Below are 15,663 nucleotides of genomic sequence, written 5' to 3' on the forward strand. Positions count from 1 at the left end.
CCGAAAGAAATGCCCCGAAGGCTGCAACCTTCGGGGCATTTTCATACCCTTCGGGCCGCTCACCATCGCCACACCGTGCCCAATGTGGCTACACCACGCGGAAAGCGTGGCTAGCGCGCCAGTCCGGTTATGATCCGGTAGGGCCAAACCCACTGGCGCCAGAGCCTCACGGCTCCAACAGTTTACGTGGATTCCTGATTTTTAACGCGTCAGCGAGCCTCACCGCTTGCGCTAGCGTCATGTTCGAGACGGGGCGCACGCCCCGCTCGTACTCGCTCAAGCGTTGCTGAGACATACCCGCCGCGTCTGCAACTTGCTGTTGCGTCAATCCTCTGGACTCGCGTAATTCCACGAGATTCATACTCTCCACGTCCTTTCCCCGGATGTTTCTAGTCTAGTCTCGTGGGTCATGTGTGTCGGCACGCCTTTTTGCCTCATGGCGCCGCTTGCGCGGCGAGCTTGCGCCCGTGTGCCTCTCCATGTGGGGCCGCCGGTGCTTCCCGCGCCAGTCAGCCTATGAGACTGTAGGACTAAACCCACCGGCGCCCGGACGACTGTCAGTCGTCCAACAATTTCCGCAAGTCCCTAACCTTCAGCGCGTCAGCGAGCTTGAGGACGGTCTTGAAACTCGCGTCCTCAATCGGACGCTTGCGCGTCTCAATTGCAGCAATGCGACTGTAGGGCAGCCCTGCACGCTCTGCTAACTCCCGTTGGGTTAGGCCCTTGCTTTTTCTCAACTCTGCTAGTCCCATGTCAAAACACCTTTCAATGTCTACGATTGTACTAGCCGAGTCGGTGTCGGTAGTTGCGTCCGAGGTCGTGACACGCTTGATGAAGTGGGACGGAATCATTCAGGTCTGCATCCGGCTTCATCGGGGGAATCGACAGTTCGGGACGTTGCGTCCGGAACCGTCGACAGGGCGGATGAAGTGGGACGGAAACGTAGCGTTTTGCGGGCCGAATCATCGAAGCGACCGACGGTTCGGGACGCTGCGGGTAGATTCGTCGAGGTGGTCGATGAAGCGGGACGTTGTGTCCGGAGCCGTCGAGAGGGTCGATGGTTTGGGACGGAAGAGACCGAAGTCGCGGGTAGGTTTGTCGAATCAGTCGACGGAATGGGACGGTAGCGTCCGTCAGAACGGAATCGGCGTGTGACCGGTCGCATCGAGGAAACGGATCAGGTCGTCGTAGTCGATCGCCATCGTCCTCGTGTTCGTCAGCGGATGCACGAGCAGCCGGTTGCCGACGAGCGCGCGGTCGATGAGGACGGTCACCGCGTGATTGGCGTCGTTGATGACGGCGAGCGGCGTGACGCTGCCCGGTTCGAGACCGAGCACGGCATGCAGCTGGTCAGCATTCGCGAAACTCAGGCGTCCGCTGTGCACGATGCGCGCGAGTTCCTTGAGGTCGGCGCGTTTGTCCTCGTCGAGCATGACGAGGTAATAGTCGCCGCGCGTGTTGCACAGCAGCAGGTTCTTGACGCCGACGCCGTCGATGAGCATCTTGACGAACTGCGCGGCCTCGACCGTCGTGACCGCCTCATGCTCGACCTCGTCGACATCGATGTGCAGGGTGGCGAGCGTGTCGTACAACGTGTGCATACCGCGGATGCTACACCGCGCCGGGCGACGCAGCCGGTTGTGGCGGGCCGAACTGTCGACGGGGTCGACGGGTTGGCCCGCGGACGGGTCGGTTTGCGGGTTGGCTTGCGGGTCGAGTCGTCGGGGTGGTCGATGGGATGGGACGCTGCGGGTAGGTCCGTCGATGGGACCGGCGGAGTGGGACGGCAACGGGTCGGTTGGCGGGTGGGGTCGTCGCCCGGTGCGACGGATCGGGACGGAACCCGGGGAGCGCGCTCGTCGCAGGTCACGCATACGGCGGTAGGGCGGCGTACGTATGCTGAAACTGGCATGTACAGACGGCGCGCGTCGTGGGCGCGGGCGGGAAACGGGAGGTCACCGATGGCGGACGCCGACGAACGGGAGGTCGCGAGGCTCGACGCCGAGCCACGCCCCACGCCCACGACACCGCGCAGCGGGCAGGAGATGCAGGAGAACCTCGTCTCGAAGCATCCGCAGGCAACGATTCCTGAATCGGATGTGTCGCTCGCCGACATCGAACGCAGCAAGTCGCATCCAGTGCGTTGGGCGCTCGGCTGCATCCTCGCGCTCGTCGCGCTCGTGTTCCCGTACTGGGCCGGCCGCACGCTCGCGGTGCGGCGCACGGCGCAGATCGTGCAGCTGTTCGCGAACGTCGACCCGCGCGGCATCGCGCTCGTGGCGTGGGCGGTCACGTTGTTCGCGTTCGTGTCGCTCGCGATGATGATCGTGGAGCGACGCAAGATTCCGTGGTTTGCGTCTTTCGTCGTGTTCCTGTGCGGCGAACAGTTCATCTCGGGCGTGTCGCTGCTCAAATTCGACTTCTGGCATTCGACCTACGTCATGTACGGCGACTCCGCGCGCATCGCGAACGCGGCGAACCTCGGCATCATCGCCGCGTCGATCGCGCTCGCCGTCTTCGCCGTCGTCTGGGTGGGGCTGCTCGTCGCCATCAAGAAGGATTCACCGCTCAACGTGCTCACCCATGTGTGGACGTCGATGCTGCTGTGGTTCGTCTTCGAGGTGGTCGCGCTGCTCATCGTGATGTTCGGCGGCATGTTGACGATTGTCTGATCGCGCGCTTGTCCCGCGCTTGTCCCGCGCTTGTCCCGCGCATATGTGAACGGCGTCCCCTTCGTCGGGGGACGCCGTTCACATATGCGGATGGGACTGCGTGTCAGCGCAGGCCGACACGCTCCAGGTTCTCCTTGACGTGCGCGCAGCTTGCATGGAACTCGGCGAGCTCGGCGTCCGACAGGTCGAAGTGCATGACCTCCTCGACGCCGTCGGCGCCGATGACGCACGGCAGCGACGTGAAGAACCCCTCCTCCCCGTAGTCTCCCGTCATCAGCGTCGAGCATGGCGTGATGTAATGCTCGTTCGAGACGACGGCGCGCACGATGCGGCATGCGGCGCCGGCGACGGCGAACTCGGTGCAGTGCTTGCCGGCGTAGGTCACGTAGCCGCCGCGCCGGGCCTCCTCCTCGACCTTGGCCTCGTCGAAGCCGAAGCGTTCCGGCTGTTCCCGTTTGAGCTGGGCGAGCGGTTTGCCGCCGAAGTTCACGGCGCTCCATGCGGCGAACATGCTGCTACCGTGCTCGCCGAGCATATAGGCGCAGATCGAATGCTGGTCGTAGCCGGTCGCGCGCGAGAGCGCGTACTTGAGCCGGCTCGAGTCGAGCGCCGTGCCGGTGCCGATGACGCGGCGCGGATCGATGCCGGAGAGCTTCCAGATTTCAGTGGCGACGACGTCGCAGGGGTTCGCGATGCTCACCCAGACGCCGTCGAATCCGGCGTCGGCGATCGGCTTGATGAATTTCTTCGCCGTGTCGGTCGTGTAGAACAGTTCGCCGTCGCGGTCCTCGCTCGCGAGGTTGACCTTGCCGGCGGCGTTGACGATGACGTCGCATTCGGCGAGACGCCCGTAGTCGTCGCCGCAGTTCACGAGCGCGACGTTGTGTGGGCAGAACGCGAGCGAATCGCCGAGGTCCTGCACCTCCGCCGCGAGCTTGGCGCTATGGTCCTCGTCGCCGGAGCACTGCTCCGTCATGTACAGTTCGTCGGCGATGCCCTGCAGCACGAGACTGTTCGCGACGTGCGCGCCCACATGTCCCATGCCGACGATGCCGACCTTCGTGACCGTACCCATATCTGCTTCCTCTCTGGTGCTTGCACGTTTGCGTCCGTTGCGTGCGCGGATGCCTTCCGTATGCGCCGCCGGCGGCGTCGCGTGCGATGATGCTTGCCGAACATTGTGGGGCGCGACTGTTGCCCCGCCGTTGATGGGACGGCTTGCTTCCACCTTGGGCGAACAAAAAGGTCACATTGTGGACCGTGGGTGTGGATTCAGCGTCGCGGGGCGCGTATGTGTGCGCGGTGCATGACGCCGGGGTGCGGGTCGGCGTCCGGCGGCGCGTACGGGTGCGCGATGTGTGCCGCCAGAGTATGGGGCGGCGTCCGATGGTGCGTACGGGTGCGCGGAGCGTGACGCTGAGGTAGGGGTTGGCGGCGCGGGGTGCGTATGCGTGCGCGGTGCGTGACGCCAAGGTGTGGATTAGCGTCCGTCGGCGCGTATGCGTGCGCGGGGTGTGACGCGAAGGTGTGGTCTGACGTCTGGTTGGGCGTATGCGTGCGCGACTCGGGCCGACCGCCGCGTCGCCGCACCGTGTCGCCGCACGGCATCGCGCCGTGGCGCCGCGTCGCCGTCGCGGGGCTTCTGTATAGTGGCCGATTGGCGTGTTTCGCCCGCGGATAGAGAGCGCACCGGCATCGGGCCGGCAGCACCGCGCAGTCTACAAGGAGGATGCCGTGGCACTGACGGCTGAAGAAAAGCAGGACATCATCGCTAAGTACGCTACCCATGAAGGTGACACCGGCTCCCCGGAGGTCCAGGTCGCGCTGCTCACCAAGCGCATCGCCGACCTGACCGAGCACCTCAAGGAGCACAAGCACGATCACCACTCCCGTCGTGGTCTGCTGCTCATGGTCGGTGACCGTCGTCGTCTGCTCGACTATCTCAAGAACGTGGACATCAACCGTTACCGTTCGCTCATCGAGCGTCTGGGTCTGCGCCGATAATCCAAGCGTCCGCCCGAGTCCGGCCAAGGCCGGCTCGGGTTTTTTGTATGGAGCGCGCGACGGGAGACGATACGACGATACGGGCGCGCGGCGGTATGGCCGGCAGCATAGAGGGATGAACACGGGCCGGCGGTATTACAATGAGACACTGGCGGAGGCCGGACCGGGAGAGGTCCGGACCCCAAAAGAAGCCCGGGGATTCGTCAGGCCGATGAATCGCGGGGCGCGTGGGACGAAACACCCGCGGACAACATAATCAATCACGGTCACGGGCAGTTATCCGTGGCCCGACGAGGATGTTTGCAGAACAGAAGTAACAACAGAACACAAAGGAGGAACCCTATGGAGGGTCCCGAAATCAAGGCGGTGGAAGCCGTCATCGACAACGGTTCGTATGGCAAGCGCACGATGCGCTTCGAAACCGGTCGTCTCGCCCAGCAGGCGGACGGCGCCGTGGCCGCGTATCTGGACGACGATTCGATGGTCCTGTCCACCACCACCGCGGGCAGCACCCCGAAAGAGAACTACGACTTCTTCCCGCTCACCGTTGACGTCGAGGAGAAGATGTACGCCGCGGGCAAGATCCCGGGCTCGTTCTTCCGCCGCGAAGGCCGACCGAGCTCCGAGGCGATCCTCGCATGCCGCATCATCGACCGGCCGCTGCGCCCGCTCTTCCCGCACACGCTGCGCAACGAGGTGCAGGTCGTCGAGACGATCCTCGCGGTGAACCCGGAGGATTCGTATGACATGATCGCGCTCAACGCCGCATCGGCGTCGACGCTGATCTCCGGTCTGCCCTTCGCCGGCCCGGTCGGCGGCGTGCGCCTCGCGCTCATCGACGGCCAGTGGGTCGCGTTCCCGCGCTGGAGCGAACGCGAACGCGCCGTCTTCGAGATCGTCGTCGCCGGACGCGTCGTCGAGAACGGCGACGTCGCGATCGCGATGATCGAGGCGGGCGCCGGCAAGAACGCGTGGAACCTCATCTACGACGAGGGCCAGATGAAGCCGGACGAGGAGGTCGTGGCCGGCGGCCTCGAAGCCGCCAAGCCGTTCATCAAGGTGCTGTGCGACGCGCAGAACGAGCTCAAGAAGATCGCCGCGAAGGAGACGCGCGACTTCCCGCTCTTCCCGGAGTTCACGGAGGAGATCTACAACCGCGTCGACGAGATCGCGCACGCGGACCTCGACGAGGCCCTGTCGATCGCTGAGAAGCTGCCGCGCCAGGAGCGCATCTCCGAGATCAAGCAGAAGGTCCGCGATACGCTCGCCGTCGAGTTCACCGACATGGACGACGCGGAGAAGGAGAAGGAGCTCGGCAACGCGTTCAAGGAGCTGCAGCGCCAGATCGTGCGCCGCCGCATCCTCACGCAGGACTACCGCATCGACGGCCGAGGCCTGCGCGACATCCGTACGCTGTCCGCCGAAGTGGGCATCGTGCCGCGCGTGCACGGCTCCGCGCTGTTCCAGCGTGGCGAGACGCAGATCCTCGGCGTCACGACGCTCAACATGCTCAAGATGGAGCAGCAGATCGACGCGTTGAGCGGCCCGCAGACGAAGCGCTACATGCACAACTATGAGATGCCGCCGTATTCGACCGGCGAGACCGGCCGCGTCGGCTCGCCGAAGCGCCGTGAGATCGGCCACGGCGCGCTCGCCGAGAAGGCGATCGTGCCGGTGCTGCCGAGCCGTGAGGAGTTCCCGTACGCGATCCGTCAGGTCTCCGAGGCCATCGGCTCGAACGGTTCGACGTCGATGGGCTCGGTGTGCGCGAGCACGCTGTCGCTGCTCGACGCCGGCGTCCCGCTTAAGGCGCCGGTCGCGGGCATCGCGATGGGTCTCGTCTCCGGCGACGTGGACGGCCAGCACGTCTACAAGACGCTCACTGACATCCTCGGCGCCGAGGACGCCTTCGGCGACATGGACTTCAAGGTCGCCGGCACCGCCGACTTCATCACCGCGCTGCAGCTCGACACGAAGCTCGACGGCATCCCGGCCGACGTGCTCGCCGGTGCGCTCAAGCAGGCGCACGAGGCGCGCACGACGATCCTCGAGGTCATCAACGAATGCATCGACGGTCCGGCCGAGATGAGCCCGTTCGCGCCGCGCATCATCACGACGACGGTCCCGGTCGACAAGATCGGCGAGGTCATCGGCCCGAAGGGCAAGATGATCAACCAGATCCAGGAGGACACCGGCGCCGAGATCACGATTGAGGACGACGGCACCGTCTACATCGCCTCCGAAGGCGGTGAGGCCGCGCAGAAGGCGAAGGAGATCATCGACCAGATCGCCAACCCGCATGTGCCGCAGGCCGGCGAGACCTACAACGGCAAGGTCGTCAAGACGACGAGCTTCGGCGCCTTCGTCAACCTGACGCCGGGCACCGACGGTCTGCTGCACATCTCGCAGATCCGCAACCTCGCCGACGGCGAGCGCATCGACTCGGTCGAGGACGTGCTCAAGGAGGGCGACACCGTCGAGGTCGTCGTCCAGGGCGTCGACGACCGCGGCAAGATCTCGCTCGCGATCCCGGGGTATGAGAACCAGGAGAGCAACGCCGGCGCCGGCCGCCGCGACGACCGTCGCCGTGACGACCGTGACGGCCGCCGCGACGACCGTCGCCGCGATGACCGTGACGACCGTCCGCGCCGTCGCCGCGATGACCGCGACGACCGCCGTGCCGACCGTGACTACGACGACCGTCCGCGCCGCCGCGACTACGACGACGATGACTATGATGACCGTCCGCGCCGCCGCCGTTCCGACGACCGTGACCGTGACCGCGACTATGATGACCGTCCGCGCCGTTCGCGCCGCCATGACGACGATCGCGACCGCGATGATCGTCCGCGCCGCCGCCGTTCCGACGACCGCAACCCGCGCTACGCCGCCGACGAGAACTACGACGAGTACCGTGCGGGACGCGAGGAGCGTCACGAGCGTCCGCGCCGCCGTGTGCGTCGCGACTTCGATCCCTTCGAGGACTGATCGATGGGCGCCGGCTGAGTCCGGCCGCTGAACGATGAGGGCCCCGCCGTCCTGATGGACGGCGGGGCCCTCATCGTTGCCGTTGCCCGCGGCGGCCCGGAATCAGAAATCCCAATCGTCGTCGTCGGTCTGCTCGGCCTTGCCCATCACATAGGAGCTGCCGGAGCCGGAGAAGAAATCGTGGTTCTCGTCGGCGTCGGGCGCGAGCGCGGCGAGGATCGCCGGGTTCACGTCGCAGATCTCGGCGGGGAACAGCGCCGGGTAGCCGAGGTTCATCAGCGCCTTGTTCGCGTTGTAGTGCAGGAACTTCTCGACATCGTCCGCCAGCCCGACCTCGTCGTACAGCGAATGCGTGTACGCGACCTCGTTCTCGTAGAGTTCATCGAGCAGGTCGTAGGTGTAGCGTTCCATCTCGGCGCGCTTCGCGCCGTCGGCCAGTTCGAGGCCACGTTGGTACTTGTAGCCGATGTAGTAGCCGTGCACGGCCTCGTCGCGGATGATCAGGCGGATCACGTCGGCCGTGTTCGTCAGCTTCGCGTGCGCCGAGAAGTACATCGGCAGGTAGAAGCCCGAATAGAACAGGAACGATTCGAGCAGCGTCGAGGCGACCTTGCGCTTGAGCGGGTCGTCGCCCTCGTAATAGTCGAGCACGATCTGCGCCTTGCGTTGCAGATGCGGGTTGCGTTCGCTCCATGAGAAGGCCTCGTCGATCTGCGCCGTCGAGCACAGCGTCGAGAAGATCGACGAATAGCTTTTCGCGTGCACGCTCTCCATGAACGCGATGTTCGTGTACACGGCCTCCTCGTGCGGCGTGAGCGCGTCCGGGATCAGGCTGACGGCGCCGACGGTGCCCTGGATCGTGTCGAGCAACGTGAGCCCGGTGAACACGCGCATCGTCAGCGTGCGCTCGGCATCGCTCATCGTGCGCCAATCGGGGATGTCGTTCGAGACCGGCACCTTCTCCGGCAGCCAGAAGTTGCCGGTGAGGCGGTCCCAGACCTCGAGGTCCTTGTCGTCCTCGAGGCGGTTCCAGTTGATCGCGGTGACGCGGTCGATGAGTGCGATATGCGGTGCCATGGATGCTCCTTCGGCGGGATCGGATGGTTTTTTTGGGGGGAAAAAAAATCGGTTGGGCTGGTTGCCTCGGTCGGCTGGGCCGGTTGCGGCGTGCGCTCACAACGTGCAGCTGACGCAGCCGTCGACGGCGGTGCCTTCGAGCGCGCGCTGGCGGATGCGGATGTAGTAGAGCGTCTTGATGCCTTTGCGCCACGCGTAGATCTGCGCCTGGTTGAGCTCGCGTGTCGTCGCCGTGTCCGGGAAGAACAGCGTCAGCGACAGGCCCTGGTCGATGTGCCGCGTCGCCTCGGCGTAGGTGTCGACGATCGCCTTCCAGCCGATCTCGTAGGCGTCGGCGTACAGTTCGAGGTTGTCGTTCGTCATGTACGGGGCCGGGTAGTACATGCGTCCCGTCTTGCCCTCCTTGCGTATCTCGATTTTCGCGGCGATCGGGTGGATCGAGCTCGTGGCGTGGTTGATGTACGAGATCGAGCCGGTCGGCGGCACCGCCTGCAGATACTGGTTGTAGATGCCGTCGCGCATGATCGCGCGCTGCAGCGCACGCCAGTCGTCGGCGGTCGGAACCTCCACGCCGCAGCCGGCGAACAGCTCGGCCACATGTTCGGTGCGCGGCCTGATGTCGATCGATCCGTCGAGATACTTGTCGAAATGGTTGCCGGCGCCGGCCGGCTTCGCGTAGGCGGAATCCTCGAAGCCGGCGAATGCGCGGCCGTGTTCGACGGCGAGCTCGTGCGAGGCCGCGTAGGCGTGGTAGGCGACCGTCATGAAGTACAGGTTCGTGAAGTCGAGCGCCTCCGACGAGCCGTAGCGGATGCCTTCGCGCGCGAGGAAGCCGTGCAGGTTCATCTGCCCCAGTCCGATCGCGTGGCCTTCGTCGTTCGCGCGGCGGATCGACGGCACCGCGTCGATGCGCGTGTGCTCGGCGACGGCGGTGAGCGCGCGGATCGCCGTGCGCACCGGACGCGCGAGTCCGGCGTCCATCGCGCGCGCGATGTTGAGCGAGCCGAGGTTGCAGCTGACGTCGCGCCCGACGTGGTCGTAGGAGAGGTCCTCGCGGTAGGTGCTCGGCTCCTGCACCTGCAGGATCTCCGAGCACAGGTTGCTCATCGTGATATGGCCGGCGATCGGGTTCGTGCGGTTCGCCGTATCCTCGAACAGGATGTACGGGTAGCCGGATTCGAACTGGATCTGCGCGAGCGTCGTGAAGAACCCGCGCGCGTCGATCTCGGTGCGCCGGATCCTCGGATTCGCGAGCAGTTCGTCGTAGTGCGCGCTGATGCCGAGGTCGGCGAACGGCACGCCGTATTCGCGTTCCACGTCGTAGGGGCTGAACAGCGCCATCGGCTCGCGCCGTTTCGCCAGTTCGAAGGTGATGTCCGGGATGACGACGCCGAGCGCGAGCGACTTGATGCGGATCTTCTCGTCGGCGTTCTCGCGTTTCGTGTCGAGGAAACGCATGATGTCCGGATGGTGGGCGTGCAGATAGACGGCGCCGGCGCCCTGCCTGGCGCCGAGCTGGTTCGCGTAGCTGAACGAGTCCTCGAGCAGCTTCATGACGGGCACGACGCCGCTCGACTGATGCTCGATGTGCTTGATCGGCGCGCCCGCCTCGCGCAGGTTGCTCAGCAGCAGCGCGACGCCTCCGCCGCGTTTGCTCAGCTGCAGCGCCGCGTTGATGCCGCGCGAGATCGATTCCATGTTGTCCTCGATGCGCACGAGGAAGCAGCTGACCGGCTCGCCGCGCTGCGCCTTGCCGAGGTTGAGGAAGGTCGGCGTCGCCGGCTGGAAGCGGCCGGAGACGATCTCGTCGAGGACGTCGCGCGCCGCGTCCTCGTCACCGTCGGCGAGCGCGAGCGCGACGGCGACGGCGCGCTGCGGGAAGTCCTCGAGGTATTCCTCGCCGTCGAAGCTCTTCAGCGCATATGAACGGTAGAACTTGAACGCGCCGAGGAAGGTCTCGAAACGGTGGCCGGCGTTCGCGGCGCGCATGTGCAGCTCGTCGAGGAAGGCCGGCGTATAGGCGGCGAAGACGTCCGGGTCGTAGTAGTCGTGGGAGATCAGGTAGTCGAGGCGTTCGGCGGTGCTCTCGAAACGGCGCGTGCGTGGGCGCACATGGCCGGCGAGGAAGGCGTCGACGGCCTCATGGTCCTTGTCGAACTGGATACGGCCGTCCTCGTCGTAGAGGTTGAGCATCGCGTTGAGCGCATGGGGGTCGGCGCCCGGATCGACGATGGGGGAGTGGGTGGTCTGTGCGGGCTGTGTGGTCTGGGTCATCGATGGTCCTGGAAACGGTTGGTCGGCAATGGTCGGGGTTATGGAGCGCGGGCGGGGTCACTGCGGGAGGGCGTCGAAGAAGCGCGTCACGCCGTCGGTCACTGTCGCGACGTCGCGCGCCGTGCCCATCAGTTCGAAGCGGTACATCAGCGGGACATGGCATTTGCCGGCGATGATCGGGCCGGCGGCCGCATACGCCTCGCCGAAGTTCGTGTTGCCCGAGGCGATGACGCCGCGGATCCACGAACGGTTCGCGGGGTCGTTGAGGAAGCGCTTCACCTGGGGCGGCACGGCCTTGCGCGCGTCGCCGCCGCCGTAGGTCGGCACGATCAGGATGTACGGGGCGTCGACATGCAGCGCGCCGTCCGCCGGCGCGAGCGGGATGCGTCGCACGTCGATGCCGCGCGATGGGAAGCCGCAGCGTTCGACGAAGCGTTCGGTGTTGCGCGACGCCGACGAGAAGTAGACGACGGTGCCGGTCATGCCGCGTCGCCCCGCCGGACGAGGAGGCGGATGCGGTCGGGACGGTAGCCGGACCAGGATCCGGCGTCGGTGACGACGACCGGCGCCTGCAGGAACCCGGCGTCGCGCAGCGTCTGCGCCGCGGCCGGGTCGCGCGTGATGTCGACGGTGCGGTAGTCGAGGCCCGCGCGGTCGAAGGCGCGGCGGGTCGCCGTGCATTGCGGGCATCCCGGCTTCGTGTAGATCGTGGTGGACATCGGTGCTCCTTTCGTTCGGCGGCCGTGGCCGGTGTGGTTCCGGACGGTCGTATGCGGTCGGCGATGCGCGTTCGGCGCGCTGCGCCGTGCATCCCGGTCGGGCGGCATATGCGGGGCCGTCGCCGGTGGGCGTGGCGTCGCTGCCTGAACAACGATACATGGTATTTCTGGTGGCCGTTGAGCACTAGATGTAGTGGTTATGGTTGTGAGGAAGGCCACAGCCTCCGCATGTCGGCAGACATCCGTATGGGTCGCGTCGGCAACGCGCTGGCGACGGCGACGGCAGGGGCTGTGACGTTGTTCACAGGACATGCCGCCGACGGGCGCGCCGCTGCGCCGTCGGCGGACGGGATACGCCCGACGGGCGCGTCCGGCGGGACGCCCTGGGCGTGCGGGCGTGCCCGCGGATCGGGGATGAGGGCCGACGTTGTTGGCTGAGCGTGCGATAATCGGGACGATACCGGGACGGCGGACGGCGACGCATGAAGCCGTCACACCCTTAGCCAATCAAGGAGAACCGCTTATGAACGGCCCCATCATCGCGTTGATCGTCATCCTGGCGGTCATCCTCATGCTCGTGATCTGGTTCATCACGACCTACAACTCGCTCGTGCAGCTGCGCAACCGCGTGACGAACGGCTGGGCGCAGGTCGACGTGCTGCTCAAGAAACGCGCCGACCTCATCCCGAACATCGTTGAAACGGTCAAGGGATACGCCGGGCACGAGAACGCCGTGCTCACGCAGGTCACGCAGGCGCGCGCCAACGCCGTGAGCGCCGCGAGCCAGCCGAACGTGCCGCTCGCAAGCCGCATGAACGCCGAGAACCAGCTGTCGCGCGCGATGTTCAACCTCCGCGCCGTCGTCGAAGCCTACCCCGACCTCAAGGCGAACGTCAACTTCATGGAACTGCAGCGGCAGCTCGCGCAGATCGAGGAGCAGATCGCCTACGGACGCCAGTTCTACAACGACGTCGTGCTCAAGTACAACAACAAGATCCAGACGATCCCGTCGAACATCGTCGCCGGCATGTGCCACTTCGTCGAAGCCGCGTATTTCAACGTCGACGAGGCCGCGCGCCAGGCGCCGCAGGTGAGCTTCGCGCAGCCGGGCGCGCCGGGCGCCCCGATGCCGGGTACGCCGATGCCGACGCAGCCCTCCGCGCCGACGCAGCCGATGCCGGCCGCCCCGATGCCGACGCAGCCGCAACCGCCGGCGAACAACGGCGGCTATCCGCAGTATCCAGGCGCGGACGGCGGCGTGCAGGGCGGCGGCTACCCGCAGTACTGACGCCGACGCCCTTTTCTTTCCGCGCCCCTCAATCGGTGACGGCCCGAGGCGGTGGCGACGCGCACGATGCGCGCCGCCACCGCCTCCGTCGATTCGGGGCGATCGCGGGCAAAGGCGCCCGTGTGCCCGTGTCGTGCGATGGCGGATGGGTGCGGCGGGCGGCGATGGGGGGAGGTTTTTGAGACAAGCGAGCGGACGGCCCGCGCGGTCGGGATAATCGAAGGCAAGACCGTCGCCCTCCGGGATTTCCGACGTCATCGGAACGCGGCCGCCCCGTCGTGCATGGCCGCAGGATGGGCGCATATCGAGGAAAACGCACGTGCAGGGAGCATCTCATGAAGAAACGTGTATGGCTGTCGCTGCTGAGTTCGTTGATCTGGACCGTCGTCATCTGTGCGCTCGTATTCGGCGTCGGATTCCTGATCGCGGAGGAGGCGAACTCGTCCGACCTGGAATACAACGCGCTCGACTACGACGTGCAGGTGCTCGACGATGGCGACCTGCGCATCACGGAGACCGTCGACGTGCGGCTGCATGAACGCAAGGACTCGAACGACGACGTGCTCCCGTGGAAGCAGCTGTACCAGACCTACACGCTCAACGCGTCGCAGCTGACGAACATCACCGACATCAGCGTGAGGAACCTCGACACTGGCGAGGAGTACGCGCAGACCGTGCCGAAGAACCCCGAGTACCTCTCCACGAGCGTATGGAACGAGGAATACGCGAAGCACTGGTACATCGCCGACGTGACGTCGGACGCGTCGTCGCCCGAACCCTACGATCCGGCCGCCGACGGGCTCGAATCGCGCACGCGCGCCCAGATGGGCCTCGACGAGCAGGCCACGATGGCCTCGCCGGGCGTCGCCGACGAGGACGGCCTCGAACGGCCGCGCGACAAGGACGTGGAGATCGGCTGGAACATCCCGGCGACCGATTCGGCGAAGAGCATGCGCTTCGAGATCGCGATGACCTGGGAGGGCGTCGCGACCGAATACAACGACGTCACGAAGTTCCAATGGGAGCCCTTCGGCCCGCAGAACATGACGCCGATCGGCGTCGTGCGCGCGAAGGTGACCTTCCCCGACGGCGTCGGCGAGGACGATTCGTGGGCGTGGCTGCACTACTCCGGCAACTCGACCACGAAACGCATCCCCGGCGGACTCGAGTTCACCGCCTACAACGTGCGTTCCAAGCAGCACCTCGACCTCGTCGCGATGATGACGAACGCGCATGTCGGCGACGTCGCGCGCCACGTCGACGGCGACGCAAAGCAGTGGACGATCGACGACGAGACGCATCAGGAACGCGAATGGCATGACCAGCAGCACCGCCGCGCCGTCATCCGGCTGTGCGTCTGGGCCGCCGTCGCGATCGCCGTCGTGCTGCTGAGCTTCTTCGGCATCCGCGCGGCGCTGCGCTCGCGACGCGCCGCACACCTGACGAACGACATCGACTATTGGCGCGACGTGCCGGCGATGACGCCGGGCGCGGCAGCCGTCATGTGGACGAAGATCGGACGCGCGCCGTCCGCGACGCGCACCTCGCGCGAGATGGCGGCGACGATGATGTCGCTGATCGACAAGAAGTACATCGCCGTCTATCCGGGCGAGGCGGAACGCTACACCGGCATCGACCTGAGCCGCGTCGGCGCCGCCGACATCGCGCGGCTGCTCGCGGCGGACGGGACGAATCCGAAGAAGCTCGGCAAGACGAGCACGATCGTGCTGCTGCCGCGCGTGTTCGGCTCGACGATCACCGACGGCTACGGCGGCGCGCCCGAACTGTGCAGGTCGGAGCAGCGGCTGCTGCATATCCTGCTCGAGGCGTACAAGCGGCTGCACACGCCGGTGTTCGACATCAAGCAGATGAACAAGGCGTTCCGCAAGTGGGAGGACGGCCACCTGTCGGTCGAGCTGTTCACCGAGGCCTGCGACGAGGAATGCGACGCGCTCGGCGCGCTGCAGGGCGCGTCGCCGGCCGCGGTCACGCTCGGCGTCTTCGACATCGTCGTCGGCGTGCTCGCCGGCGTCTACTTCATGGCGGCCGAAGGCAACGTGCTGCTCGCCTGCTGCCTGAGCCTGCCGGCCGTCTTCTGCGGTCTGCTCGCGTGCATCGCGCACAAGGACTTCCGCATCACCGAATCCGGGCAGCGCACGATCGGCGAGCTCGTCGGCTTCGACCGCTACCTCGAGGACTTCAGCGCGTTCGCCGACCGCGATGTGCTCGACGTGACGCTGTGGGGCGGATACCTCGTCTACGCGGCCGCGCTCGGCGTATCGCGCAAGGTGCTGCAGCAGCTCGCGGCCGCCTATCCGCAGGTCAACGACGCCGCATGGCTCGACGACAACGCCGCCGCCTCCGGCGTGCTGTTCTGGTCGGCGAGGCCGAGCACGATCATCGGCGCGTCGCTCGGCTCGGCGCTCGCCGACGGCAGTTTCGGCGCGTTCTCCGGCGGCTTCGTCGATTTCGGCTCTCAGCTGAGTTCGGGCATGGCGTCGGTACAGTCGACGATCTCGGCGGCCGCGCCCTCGTCCTCGTCGGGCGGCTCGGGCGGCTCCTTCTCCGGCGGCGGATTCGGCGGATCGTCGGGCGGTTCCGGCGGCGGCTCCTTCGGCGGACGGTGACGGTCGCGCCCGGC

General features: G+C 66.3%; 12 protein-coding genes and 1 pseudogene. 5 read left to right on the forward strand and 8 right to left on the reverse strand.

Annotated features, from left to right (window positions below; translation table 11 throughout):
- Nucleotides 1–166: 166 nt before the first annotated feature.
- From D2E22_RS08590 to D2E22_RS08600, 3 genes are all read right to left on the reverse strand, one after another.
- Nucleotides 167–361 (reverse strand): helix-turn-helix domain-containing protein, encoded by a 195-nt coding sequence (locus D2E22_RS08590; protein WP_126032696.1) that lies wholly within the window; start codon nucleotides 359–361, stop codon nucleotides 167–169.
- A 196-nt stretch (nucleotides 362–557) separates the two neighbouring features.
- Nucleotides 558–752 carry a helix-turn-helix domain-containing protein gene (locus D2E22_RS08595; RefSeq protein ID WP_126032697.1) on the reverse strand — a complete coding sequence of 65 codons (195 nt, stop codon included), beginning with the start codon at nucleotides 750–752 and terminating at the stop codon, nucleotides 558–560.
- Between the two features lie 381 nt (nucleotides 753–1,133).
- A complete protein-coding gene (locus tag D2E22_RS08600) occupies nucleotides 1,134–1,601 on the reverse strand; it encodes a prolyl-tRNA synthetase associated domain-containing protein (RefSeq protein WP_126032698.1) in 468 nt (155 codons plus the stop codon).
- 360 nt (nucleotides 1,602–1,961) lie between these two features.
- On the opposite strand from D2E22_RS08600, the gene D2E22_RS08605 reads away from it, so the two are divergent.
- Nucleotides 1,962–2,672 carry a teichoic acid transporter gene (locus tag D2E22_RS08605; protein WP_126032699.1) on the forward strand — a complete coding sequence of 237 codons (711 nt, stop codon included), beginning with the start codon at nucleotides 1,962–1,964 and terminating at the stop codon, nucleotides 2,670–2,672.
- A gap of 103 nt (nucleotides 2,673–2,775) precedes the next feature.
- Here D2E22_RS08605 and D2E22_RS08610 read toward each other — a convergent pair whose 3' ends face one another.
- Nucleotides 2,776–3,747, reverse strand: a complete 972-nt coding sequence (locus D2E22_RS08610; RefSeq protein ID WP_126032700.1) for a lactate/malate family dehydrogenase — start codon at nucleotides 3,745–3,747, stop codon at nucleotides 2,776–2,778.
- A 659-nt stretch (nucleotides 3,748–4,406) separates the two neighbouring features.
- Between D2E22_RS08610 and rpsO the strand changes: the two genes are divergently transcribed.
- On the forward strand, nucleotides 4,407–4,676 hold the full coding sequence (gene rpsO, locus D2E22_RS08615; protein ID WP_095612601.1) for a 30S ribosomal protein S15: 270 nt from the start codon (nucleotides 4,407–4,409) through the stop codon (nucleotides 4,674–4,676).
- Nucleotides 4,677–5,018: 342 nt separating this feature from the next.
- Entirely contained in the window at nucleotides 5,019–7,664 is a 2,646-nt protein-coding gene (locus D2E22_RS08620; RefSeq protein ID WP_126032701.1) for a polyribonucleotide nucleotidyltransferase, read from the forward strand.
- Nucleotides 7,665–7,766: 102 nt separating this feature from the next.
- Here D2E22_RS08620 and nrdF read toward each other — a convergent pair whose 3' ends face one another.
- The 4 genes from nrdF to D2E22_RS08640 all read right to left on the reverse strand — a co-directional run bounded on the left by nrdF (nucleotide 7,767) and on the right by D2E22_RS08640 (nucleotide 11,734).
- Nucleotides 7,767–8,741, reverse strand: a complete 975-nt coding sequence (nrdF, locus tag D2E22_RS08625) for a class 1b ribonucleoside-diphosphate reductase subunit beta (RefSeq protein WP_126032702.1) — start codon at nucleotides 8,739–8,741, stop codon at nucleotides 7,767–7,769.
- A 96-nt stretch (nucleotides 8,742–8,837) separates the two neighbouring features.
- Nucleotides 8,838–10,934: a class 1b ribonucleoside-diphosphate reductase subunit alpha gene (gene nrdE / locus D2E22_RS08630; RefSeq protein WP_241218350.1), complete on the reverse strand. Its 2,097-nt coding sequence runs from the start codon at nucleotides 10,932–10,934 to the stop codon at nucleotides 8,838–8,840.
- A gap of 138 nt (nucleotides 10,935–11,072) precedes the next feature.
- The gene (nrdI, locus tag D2E22_RS08635) at nucleotides 11,073–11,498 is read right to left on the reverse strand and encodes a class Ib ribonucleoside-diphosphate reductase assembly flavoprotein NrdI (RefSeq protein ID WP_126032704.1); all 426 of its coding nucleotides are present in this window, start codon (nucleotides 11,496–11,498) and stop codon (nucleotides 11,073–11,075) included.
- On the reverse strand, nucleotides 11,495–11,734 hold the full coding sequence (locus tag D2E22_RS08640) for a glutaredoxin domain-containing protein (RefSeq protein ID WP_126032705.1): 240 nt from the start codon (nucleotides 11,732–11,734) through the stop codon (nucleotides 11,495–11,497). Before D2E22_RS08640 ends, nrdI begins: the two co-directional genes overlap by 4 nt.
- A gap of 571 nt (nucleotides 11,735–12,305) precedes the next feature.
- Here D2E22_RS08640 and D2E22_RS08645 point away from each other — a divergent pair.
- A pseudogene (locus tag D2E22_RS08645) lies at nucleotides 12,306–12,833 on the forward strand (LemA family protein); the annotation flags it as partial.
- Between the two features lie 524 nt (nucleotides 12,834–13,357).
- Nucleotides 13,358–15,649, forward strand: a complete 2,292-nt coding sequence (locus D2E22_RS08650; RefSeq protein WP_164518489.1) for a DUF2207 domain-containing protein — start codon at nucleotides 13,358–13,360, stop codon at nucleotides 15,647–15,649.
- The last annotated feature ends 14 nt before the right edge of the window (nucleotides 15,650–15,663 follow it).

It is taken from the genome of Bifidobacterium castoris (genome assembly GCF_003952025.1).
Lineage (GTDB): Bacteria > Actinomycetota > Actinomycetes > Actinomycetales > Bifidobacteriaceae > Bifidobacterium > Bifidobacterium castoris.

Coding starts and splice junctions, on each gene's coding strand:
- D2E22_RS08590 (WP_126032696.1), bottom strand. CDS start 361: ATGAATCTCGTGGAATTACGCGAGTCCAGAGGATTGACGCAACAGCAA.
- D2E22_RS08595 (WP_126032697.1), bottom strand. CDS start 752: ATGGGACTAGCAGAGTTGAGAAAAAGCAAGGGCCTAACCCAACGGGAG.
- D2E22_RS08600 (WP_126032698.1), bottom strand. CDS start 1,601: ATGCACACGTTGTACGACACGCTCGCCACCCTGCACATCGATGTCGAC.
- D2E22_RS08605 (WP_126032699.1), top strand. CDS start 1,962: ATGGCGGACGCCGACGAACGGGAGGTCGCGAGGCTCGACGCCGAGCCA.
- D2E22_RS08610 (WP_126032700.1), bottom strand. CDS start 3,747: ATGGGTACGGTCACGAAGGTCGGCATCGTCGGCATGGGACATGTGGGC.
- D2E22_RS08620 (WP_126032701.1), top strand. CDS start 5,019: ATGGAGGGTCCCGAAATCAAGGCGGTGGAAGCCGTCATCGACAACGGT.
- nrdF (WP_126032702.1), bottom strand. CDS start 8,741: ATGGCACCGCATATCGCACTCATCGACCGCGTCACCGCGATCAACTGG.
- nrdE (WP_241218350.1), bottom strand. CDS start 10,934: ATGCTCAACCTCTACGACGAGGACGGCCGTATCCAGTTCGACAAGGAC.
- nrdI (WP_126032704.1), bottom strand. CDS start 11,498: ATGACCGGCACCGTCGTCTACTTCTCGTCGGCGTCGCGCAACACCGAA.
- D2E22_RS08640 (WP_126032705.1), bottom strand. CDS start 11,734: ATGTCCACCACGATCTACACGAAGCCGGGATGCCCGCAATGCACGGCG.
- D2E22_RS08650 (WP_164518489.1), top strand. CDS start 13,358: ATGAAGAAACGTGTATGGCTGTCGCTGCTGAGTTCGTTGATCTGGACC.